The organism is Streptomyces sp. NPDC096339, from assembly GCF_044762985.1.
In the GTDB taxonomy this organism is placed as follows: Bacteria; Actinomycetota; Actinomycetes; order Streptomycetales; family Streptomycetaceae; genus Streptomyces.
On sequence record NZ_JBIWFI010000069.1, the window covers coordinates 1 to 10413 of the forward strand.

Below are 10413 nucleotides of genomic sequence, written 5' to 3' on the forward strand. Positions count from 1 at the left end.
GGGATGCCGGGCTCGCAGAGCATCGCCACCCGCGAGCCGGGGCGCACCCCGGCCGCGGTCAGGCGACGGCTCAACGCCGAGGCGAGGCAGACCAGTTCGCGGTAGGTGGCCGTCCCGTTCGGGTCCTGGACCGCGAGTCCGTCCGGGCGCGCGGCCGCGTGCGCCCGCACCCGCTCCACGACCCCGGTGTACGCCTCCTCGACCGCGGTCGCGGCCCAGCCCGCGCGGACCGCCGCCGACTCGGCCGGCAGCAGCACCTCGGTCTCGCGAACCGGCCGGTCCGGCGTCGTGACGAGCACGCGGAGCAGATGCGTGAGCCGCTCGGCGAAGGACCGCGCGGTCGCCTCGTCGAACAGGTCGCTGCTGTACTCCAGGACCGCGTCGATCCCATCGGCGGCGCCGTCGTCCGTACGCCGCTCGAAGAGCTCGAAGGCCAGGTCGGCCTTCGCGGTCCCCGTGCCGATCAGCAGCGGCTCCGACTCCACGCCCGCCAGCCGCACGGCGGAGTCCGGCGTGTTGTGCAGCGTGATCATCGTCTGGAACAGCGGGTGCCGTGCCAGCGACCGGGTGGGCGCGAGCGCGTCGACCAGAGCCTCGAACGGCAGGTCCTGGTGCGCGTAGGCGGCCAGGTCCGTGGCGCGGACGCGCTCGAGCAGTTCGCGGAAGGTCGGGTTGCCGGACAGGTCGGTGCGCAGCACCAGGGTGTTGACGAACAGGCCGACCAACTCGTCGAGCGCCGGGTCCGTGCGTCCGGCCACGGGCGAGCCGAGCGGGATGTCGTCGCCCGCGCCCAGCTTGGACAGCAGGGTGGCGAGCGCGGCCTGCAGCACCATGAACGTGCTCACGCCCTGCGCCCGGGCCAGGTCGCCGATCGCCCTGTGCAGCGCGCCGTCGACGCGGAACTCCACCTGCCCGCCCCGGTACGTGGGGGCGGCGGGCCGCGGCCGGTCGGCCGGCAGCTCCAGTTCGTCGGGGAGGCCCTTCAGCGCCTCCCGCCAGTAGGCGAGCTGTTCGTCCGACACGGCGGTGAGCAGTTCGCGCTGCCACAGGGTGTAGTCCGCGTACTGCACGGGCAGCGGCGTCCACACCGGCGCCCCGCCCGCACGGCGCGCCTCGTAGGCCTGCGCGAGGTCGGCGCCCAGCGGGCCCACCGACCAGCCGTCGGCCGCGATGTGGTGCACGACGAGCAGCAGCAGGTGCTCCTCGTCCGAGAGCCGGAACAGCTCCGCGCGCAGCGGCAGGTCGGACGCCAGGTCGAAGCCGCGCCGCGCCGCCTCCCGTACGGCGTCCTCGCTCATCGCGGAGACCGGCAGGTCGATCCGTACCGACGCGGCGTCCACGATCTCCTGGCGGGCGCGACCGTCCGTGTCCGGGTAGCGGGTGCGCAGTGACTCGTGCCGCACGACGACGTCCCGCACCGCCGCACGCAGGGCCGCCACGTCGAGGGCTCCCTTCAGGCGGACGGCGACCGGGATGTTGTACGCGGGGTTGTCCGCCTCCAGCTGTCCGAGGAACCAGAGCCGCTGCTGGGCGGGGGAAAGGGGGAGCACGTCCGGGCGCACGGCCGGCGCCGGAGCGGGCCGGGCCTCCCCGGCGTTCGCGACGCGGGCCGCGAGGGCCGCCGGGGTCGGCGCGTCGAAGACCGCGCGGACCGGCAGATCGGCGCCGAGAGCCGCCCTGATCCGCCCGGTGAGACGGGTGGCGAGCAGCGAGTGACCGCCGAGCTCGAAGAAGGAATCGTCCGGCCCCGCGGGCGCGGGCAGCCCGAGGACCTCGCCGAACACCTCGCACAGCAGCTGCTCCTGCGGGGTGCGCGGCGCGCGGGCCGCGGTGCGCGGACCCTGGACGGGCGCGGGCAGCAGCTTGCGGTCGACCTTGCCGTTCGCGGTGAGCGGCAACGTGTCCATCGCCACGTACAGGGCGGGGACCATGTGCGCGGGCAGGCTCTCCGCCAGGTGCGCGCGCAGCGCCGCCGGAGCGGCCGTCCCGACGGTGTAGGCCACCAGCTGCGTACCGCCCGGCAGGTCCTCACGGGCCACGACCGTCGCCTGGGACACCTCGGGGTGGGCCGCGAGCGCGGACTCGATCTCGCCGAGCTCGATCCGGAACCCGCGGATCTTGACCTGGTGGTCGGCCCGTCCGATGTACTCGATCTGCCCGTCGGCGCCCCAGCGCACGACGTCACCGGTCCGGTACATCCGGCTGCCCGGCGGACCGAACGGGTCCGGTACGAAACGGGTCGCCGTCAGCGAGGGCCGCCCGTGGTAGCCGCGCGCCACGCCGTCGCCCGCGATGTACAGCTCGCCGACGGCACCCGCCGGAGCGGGGCGCAGCGCGTCGTCGAGGACGTACACCCGGGTGTTGGCGATGGGCCGGCCGATCGGCGGCACGCCACCGCGCTCGCCGTCCAGCACGGCGGCGGTCGACCAGATGGTCGTCTCGGTGGGCCCGTACACGTTGGTGACCTCGCGGGACGCGGCGCGCAGCGCGTCGGCGAGCGGTTCGCCGACGGCCTCGCCGCCGATCAGGACGCGCAGTGCGGCCAGGCTCCGCGGGTGCTCGGTGACCAGGGCGTGCCACAGCGTCGGGGTGGCCTGCATGACCGTGGCGTCGCTGTCGGTGATCAGGGCGGCGAGCGCGGCCGGGTCGCGCACGGTGTCGCGCTCGGCGAGGACCAGTTCGGCGCCGGTGAGCAGCGGGACGAAGATCTCCAGGTTGGAGATGTCGAAGCCGAACGTGGTGACCGACAGGAAGCGGTCCCCGCCCTCGATGCCGAACCGCTCGCCCATGTCGTGCACGAGGTTGATCAGGGCGCCCTGGGGGACGACCACACCCTTGGGCCGGCCGGTGGAGCCGGAGGTGTAGATCGTGTACGCGGTGTCCAGCGGGTCCGGGTCCGAAGTGCCCACCGGCCCGGTGGGCCGGTCCGCGAGCAGCGGGGCCGCCGTGTCCAGGGTCAGGTGGGGGCGCTCGGTGACGGCGGGCAGCGCGGCGGCGACGCCGGTCGTGGTGAGCACGAGGGCGGGCGCAGCGTCGTCGAGCATGTAGCCGATGCGGTCGGCCGGATAGTCGGGGTCGAGCGGCAGATAGCCGGCGCCCGCCTTGACCACGGCGAGCGTCGCGACGATCAGGTCCGTCGAGCGCGGCAGCGCGACCGCCACCAGGGCCCCCGGTCCCGCGCCGCGTGCCACCAGTTCGTGGGCGAGCCGGTCGGCGCGGGCGTGCAGTTCGGCATGGCTCAGCCGCTCGGCGCCGCAGCGCAGCGCGGGCGCGTCCGGGGCGGCGGCGGCCCGCTCGGCGAGCTGCTCGCGCAGCGCGTGGCGCGGGTAGGAGCGGGCGGTGTCGTTGTACGAGCCGAGCAGGGTCGCCCGCTCCTCCTCGCCGAGCAGCTCCAGCCGGGAGAGCGGCAGGTCGGCCGTGTCGGGGAGCGTGGCGAGGAGCCGGAGCACCCGCCCGGACAGCGCCGCGGCCTCCTCGGCGGTGACCAGGTCGGGCGCGTGGTCGAGCCGCAGCGTCAGCTCGTCACCGGGCAGCACGAGCAGCGACAGCGGATAGTGCGTGGCGTCGCGGCCCTTGACGCCCGTGACCGTCAGACCGGGGACGGCCGTGCGCAGCGCGTCCGGGTCCAGCGGATAGTTCTCGAAGATCACGACCGTGTCGAAGAGCTCGCCGTGGCCCGCGTCCCGCTGGATGCGGGACAGGCCCAGGTGCTGGTGCGGCAGGAGCGCGGTGTGCTGCTCCTGGGCCGACTCCACGACCTCCGCGAGGGTCCGCGAGGCGGGCGTGCGCAGGCGTACGGGAAGGGTGTTGATGAAGAGACCGACCATCGACTCGACGCCGGGCAGCTCCGGCGGACGCCCCGACGTCGTGGTGCCGAACACCAGGTCGTCCCGTCCGGTCAGGGCCCCGAGCACGACGGCCCAGACGCCCTGGAGCACGCTGGACAGGGTCACGCCCCGCGCACGGGACCACTCGGTCAGGCGCGTCGTCGCCGCGGCGTCGAGGCGGGCGATGTGCTGCTCGGGCAGCACCGGTGCCCGGCCGGGCGGCGCCGGCACGAGCCGGGTGGGCTCCTCCAGGCCGGCGAGCAGCTCCCCGTAGGCCGCCGCGGCGGCCCCGTCGTCCTGGCGGTTCAGCCAGGACAGGTAGCTCTTGTACGAGGTGACGGCGGGCAGTACGGAGGTGTCGCCGCCCGCGGCGTACGCGGTGAAGAGCTCGGAGAGCAGCAGCGGCATCGACCAGCCGTCGAGCAGGATGTGGTGGCAGGTGACGAGGAGCCGGTGGCGGCCCGCACCCGTGGCGATCAGGGTGAAGCGGATCAGCGGCGGCCGGCCCACGTCGAACGGCTCGGTGCGGTCCCGGTCGGTCAGCGCCTCCAGGTCGCCCGCCTCCGTCACCTCCCGCCAGGGGACGGGAACTTCGCGCGGTATCAGCTGGACCGGCTGCCCGTTCTTGCGGTAGCGGAAGCCCGCCCGCAGGTTCGGGTGCCGGGCCAGGACGCCGGCCGCGGCGGCCTTGAGCGCGCCGCGGTCGAGCGGTCCTTCCAGGTCGAGGACGAGCTGGACCGCGTACACGTCGAGTTCCTGCCGGTCGTACACGGCGTGGAAGAGCAGGCCCTCCTGCAGCGGCGTCAGCGGCAGTACGTCGCTCAGACCTCCCGACGCGCGCGGCGCCGCCGGCCCCTTCCCCTGTGCGGTCGTGCTCATCCTTCGTCCCCCCACTCGTGTGCGAACTCGTTCTCGAACTCGTCGATCTCGCCCTGGTCGAGTCCCTCGACGAGCCCCAGGTCCGAGGGCGTGAAACCCCCGGCGTCGGGCCGTGCCGCGTGTTCGGCCAGCGCCTTCAGCGCCCGGAACCAGCCGTGCGCGATCGCCTCGGCGTCCGCGTCGGCGACCGTGCGCCCCGCCCAGGCCCACTCGGCGACCAGGCGGGGGCCGTCGGAAAGGTCCTCGGTGCGCGCGTTGACGCCGAGCGCGTGCGGAAGCGGCATCTGCGGATCGGTGCCGGCCGCGACGTCCAGCGACTCGGGCGCGACCTGCCAGTCACCGGTCTCGGACAGCGCCATCCGGCCCAGGTAGTTGAAGCCCAGCTGCGGCGCCGCGTACGCGCCGAGCACCGCCGCCGAACCGGCGTCGAGCCGGCTCAGCAGGCCGTGCCCGATGCCGTGGTCCGGCACCCGGCGCAGCTGCTCCTTGACCTCCTTGAGCGCCTGGCCGAGCGCGGGCCCGCCCGCCCACACCTCGTCCCAGTCGCACAGGCCCACGTCGAGGCGTACCGGGTGCGTGCTGGTGAACCAGCCCACCGTGCGGGTCAGGTCGACGCCCGGCACGATGGATTCGCGCCCGTGCCCTTCGAGGTCGACGAGCACGTCCTGAGCCTCGCCGCGCCCGCGCCGCCAGTCGGCGACGCCGAGCGCGAGCCCCGTCAGGAGCACGTCGTTGATCTCGGCGTGGAAGGCGGCCGGAACGGTGGTGAGCAGCTCCGCCGTGTACGCGGCGGGCAGTTCGAGCCGCAGCCGGCGCGCGGTGGCCACGGTGTCCTGCCCGGGGTCGAGCGGCCGTGCGCCGAGCGGCGGGTCGCCGCCGTCCACCATCTCCCGCCACAGGGGCAGTTCGGCCCGGCGCTCCTCCCTCGCGGCCTCGTCGTGCAGCAGGAGCGCCCACTGCCGGAAGGAGGTGCCCACCGGCGCGAGGGGCCGCTCCGGGTGTTCGTAGGCCTGGGCCAGGTCGGGCAGCAGGATGCGCCAGGAGACGCCGTCCACCACCAGGTGGTGCAGCGTGAGCAGCAGCCTGCCGGGCCGCCCGGCACCGGCGTCGATCCACACCGCCCGCACCACGTCGCCCTGGGCGGGTGCCAGTTCCCGTCGGGCGGTGGCGGCCTCCCCGTGTACGAGGGCGGCCAGGTCGCCGGAGCCGGCCACGACACGGCGCAGCACGTCCTCGGCCCGCACCGCCCCGGCCTCCCGGATCTCGTCACCCCGTCGGCGCAGGGCGTCGTGGTGGTCGAGCACCGTCTGCAGCGCGGCCGCGATCCTCTCGTACGAGGCACCCGCGGGCGTCTGGACCACGGCCGCCTGGTGGAAGCCGTCGGTCGGCCCGGGGATCGCGTCGAACCAGGCGGTGATCGGCGTGGCCGGCACCGGTCCGGTGCCCTCGCCGACGCCCACCGTCTCGGTCCGCCCGGTGGCCTGGGCGGCGAGCGCCAGGCCCTGCGGGGTCCGGTGCACGAACACGTCCTGCGCGGTGATCGCGAGGCCTGCCTCCCGTGCCCTGCCGACCAGCTGGATCGAGCTGATGCTGTCGCCGCCGAGGTCGAAGAAGCCGGCGTCGGCGCCGACCGACTCCAGTCCGAGCACCTCCGCGAAGGCCTGGCACAGCGCCGCCTCCCGCTCGTTCGCGGGGGCCAGGCCGGCGGCGGCCTGCGTGTAGTCGGGCGCGGGCAGGGCCCGGCGGTCCAGCTTGCCGTTGCCGGTGAGCGGCAGCGCGTCGAGGGCGACGACGGCGCTCGGCACCATGTGCTCGGGCAGTTCGGCGGCGAGGTGCGCGCGGACCTTGAGCACGTCCACGGGAGCGCCCGAGGCGACGACGTACGCGACGAGGCGCTTGTCGCCGGGCCGGTCCTCGCGGACGATCACCGCGGCCCGGGCGATGTCGTCCCGCGCCAGCAGCACGCCCTCGATCTCGCCCGGCTCGATGCGGAAGCCGCGCAGCTTCACCTGGTCGTCGACGCGCCCCACGTAGTCGAGGCTGCCGTCGGCGTTCCAGCGCACCAGGTCGCCCGAGCGGTACATCCGGCCGCCCGGCGCGGTGGCGTACGGGTCGGCGACGAAACGGTTCGCGGTCAGTTCCGGCCGCCGCAGATAGCCGCGAGCCAGCTGGTCGCCGCCGATGTACAGCTCGCCGGTCACGCCCGGCGCCACCGGTCGCAGCCGCGCGTCCAGGACGTACAGCCGCGTGTTGTGCAGCGGGAACCCGATGGGGGGCTTGACGGCACCGGACAGCGGTTCGCTGATGCTCGCGCACACGGTGGCCTCGGTCGGCCCGTACGCGTTGCGCATGACGCGCCCGCGCGAGAACCGCTCCACCAGCTCCGGCGGGCAGGCCTCGCCCGCCACGACCAGCTGCACGCCCTCGGGCATCGGCCGGTCGGCCGGCCACGCGGACAGGACCGTCGGCGGCAGGCAGACCATGGTGGTGCCGGTGCGCTCCACGAGCTCGGCGAGGGGCCCGCCCGGGCCGCGCTCCTCGGCCGTCGACAGGATCATCGTCGCGCCCGAGAGCAGCCCGATGGAGAGCTCCCATGTCGCGGCGTCGAAGCTGTACGAGGCGAACTGCAGCCAGCGCGTGGCCGGTCCGATGCCCATGCGCGGGCCTTGGTCGGCCACCATCACGGCGACCGTCCGGTGCTCCACGACGACGCCCTTGGGGCGCCCGGTGGAGCCGGAGGTGTAGATGACGTACGCGGGGTCGCGCACGGTCAGCGGTCGCGTCCGGTCGGCGTCCGTCGGGGCGCGGTCCGGCCGGGCGCCGACCGCGGCGCGCACGTCCGCGTCGTCGAGCAGCAGCCGGGTCACGTCCGAGCCGTCGAGCCCCGCGGACTCGGCGGCCATCGTCAGGGCCAGCGCCGGCCGCGCGTCGTCGAGCATGTACGCGATGCGGTCCCGCGGGTAGGCGGCGTCGATCGGCAGATAGGCGGCCCCCGCCTTGAGGACGGCGAGCAGCGCCACGACCATCTCCGGCGAGCGCGGCAGCAGCAGCGCCACCAGATCGCCGGGCCCGGTGCCGCGGGCGGCCAGCTCGTGGGCGAGCCGGTTCGCGCGGGAGTCCAGCTCGGCGTACGACAGGACCTGCGCGCCGAACTCCAGGGCCGGGTGCGCCGGCTGCGCGGCCGCCCTGGCCGCGTACAGCTCGTGGACCGGGGCCACTTCGACGTCCTGCACGGGCCCGGCCCACTCGCCGAGGATCCGGGCGCGCTCGGCGGGCAGCAGGGCGTCGACCCGGCCCAAAGGCAGGTCGGGGTCGCGGGTCAGGACGCCGACGAGGTGGGCGAACCGGTCCGCCATCGACCGGGCCGTCGCCTCGTCGAACAGGTCGCTGCTGTACTCCAGGACCGCGTCGATCCCGGCCGGCGCCCCGTCGGGTCCGTGCCGCTCCGTCAGCTCGAAGGCCAGGTCGAGCTTGGCGGTGCCGCTGCGGACCGGGACGGTCTCGACGGCCAGGCCGGGCAGGGCGAGGTCGGCGGAGGCGTTGTTCTGCAGCACCAGCATGGTCTGGAACAGCGGCTGCCGGGACAGCGACCGGCTCGGCGCGAGCGCGTCGACCAGGGTCTCGAAGGGCAGGTCCTGGTGCGCGTAGGCGGCCAGGTCGCTCGTGCGGACGCGGTCGAGGAGCTCGCGGAAGGTCGGGTCGCCGGACAGGTCGGTGCGCAGCACCAGGGTGTTGACGAAGAAGCCGACCAGCTCGTCGAGGGCCGGGTCGGTGCGTCCCGCGACGGGCGTGCCGAGCGGGACGTCCTCGCCTGCGCCGAGGCTCGACAGGAGCGTGGCGAGCGCGGCCTGGAGCACCATGAAGGTGCTCGCGCCCTGGGCGCGGGCCAGCGCGGTGACCGCCGCGTGCAGCTCGCCGTCGACCCGGAACCCGACCGTGCCGCCGCGGTGGCTGGGCACGGTGGGCCGCGGCCGGTCGGTCGGCAGCTCCAGCTCCTCCGGGATGCCGGCCAGTGCCTGCTTCCAGAAGGCGAGCTGCTCGTCCGCGACCGAGTCGAGGATCCCGCGCTGCCACAGCGTGTAGTCCGCGTACTGGACCGGGAGCGGCGCCCAGTCGGGGGCCGCGCCCTCCCGCCGCAGCCCGTAGGCCTCGGCGAGGTCGCGGGCGAGCGGGGCGACGGACCAGCCGTCGGACGCGATGTGGTGCAGGACGACGAGCAGGACGTGTTCGTCGGCGGAGAGCCGGAACAGCTCGGCGCGCAGCGGGAGCCCGTCCGCGAGGTCGAAGTCGCGGGCGGCCGAGGCGGCCAGCGCCCCGGGCAGGGCGTCGCCGTCCGTCCCGGTGACCGGCAGGGCGAGGTGCGCCTCGGCCGGGGACAGGATCCGCTGGCGCGGCCGGCCCCCGTCGTCGGGGAAGACGGTGCGCAGACTCTCGTGGCGGGCCACGACGTCGGCCAGCGCCGCGTGCAGCGCGCCGACGTCCAGGGCGCCCGACAGGCGCACGGCGAACGGCAGGTGGTAGGTCGCCGAACCGTTCTCCAGGTGGTTCAGGAACCACAGCCGCTGCTGCGCGGGGGAGAGCGGCAGTTCGGCGGGGCGCTCGGCGGCTGCGGTCAGCGCGGGCCGCACGGGGGCGTCCGACGCGTCCAGGCAGTCGGCCAGTTCGGCGACGGTCGGCGCTTGGAACAGCGTGCGGATCGCGACCTCGGCGCCCAGCCGGGCCCGGATCCGGGACGCGACCTTGGTGGCGAGCAGCGAGTGCCCGCCGAGGTCGAAGAAGCTGTCGTCGATGCCGACGGCCGGCAGCCCGAGCACCTCCGCGAAGATCTCGCACAGCGCCTGCTCGCGCGGATTGCGTGCCGGGAGCAGCCCGGAGACGGCGGCCGACGGGTCGGGTGCGGGGAGCGCCTTGCGGTCGACCTTGCCGTTGGGGGTGAGCGGCAGCGCGTCCAGGGTGAGGAAGGCGCCGGGCACCATGTAGCCGGGGAGGACGCCCGCGAGGGCGGTCTTCGGTTCGTCGGTGGTGCCGATGAGGTAGCCGACGAGGCGTCCGTGGTGGACGGCGGCGGCGGCGTCGGTGATGCCGGGCAGGCGTCGCAGTGCGGTTTCGATCTCGCCGAGTTCGATGCGGTGGCCGCGGATCTTGACCTGGTGGTCGGTGCGTTCGAGGAATTCCAGCTGTCCGTCGGGGCGTTGGCGGACGCGGTCGCCGGTGCGGTACATGCGGGTGCCGGGCTGGACGGCGTACGGGTCGGCCGTGAACGTGATCGCGGTCTTGGCCGGGTCGTCGAGGTAGCCGCGGCCGACGCCGACGCCGGCGACGTACAACTCGCCGGGCGTGCCGGGCGGCACCGGCTGGAGGGCGGAGTCCAGGACGTACAGGCGGGTGTTGCGGACCGCGTGCCCGATCGGCGCGCGGGCGCCGATGTCGCTGCCCGCGCGGATGACCGCGTGGGTGACGTCGTCGGAGCACTCCGTCGGCCCGTAGGCGTTCACCAGCGGGATGCCGGGCTCCAGCTCGCCCCACGTGACCGCGAGGTCCGCGGGAAGCGTCTCGCCGGTGACCAGCAGCGCGCGCAGCCCGGCCGTCGACGGCCGGGGCGTGCCCGCCTCCCACGAGTCGACGGCGGCGCGGAGCAGTGAGGGGACGACTTCGAGGATGGTGACGCCGTCGCCGGCGATGCGTCCGAAGAGTTCCTGGGGGTCGG

2 protein-coding genes are annotated in these 10413 nt (G+C 75.1%); both read right to left on the reverse strand.

The window, feature by feature from the left end:
• Positions 1-4706 (reverse strand): amino acid adenylation domain-containing protein (locus ACIQ5Y_RS39635; RefSeq protein WP_403892385.1); only part of this gene is annotated, 4706 nt, incomplete at its 3' end.
• A partial coding sequence (locus ACIQ5Y_RS39640; protein ID WP_403892388.1) for an amino acid adenylation domain-containing protein occupies positions 4703-10413 on the reverse strand: 5711 nt, incomplete at its 5' end. The genes ACIQ5Y_RS39640 and ACIQ5Y_RS39635, both read right to left, overlap by 4 nt.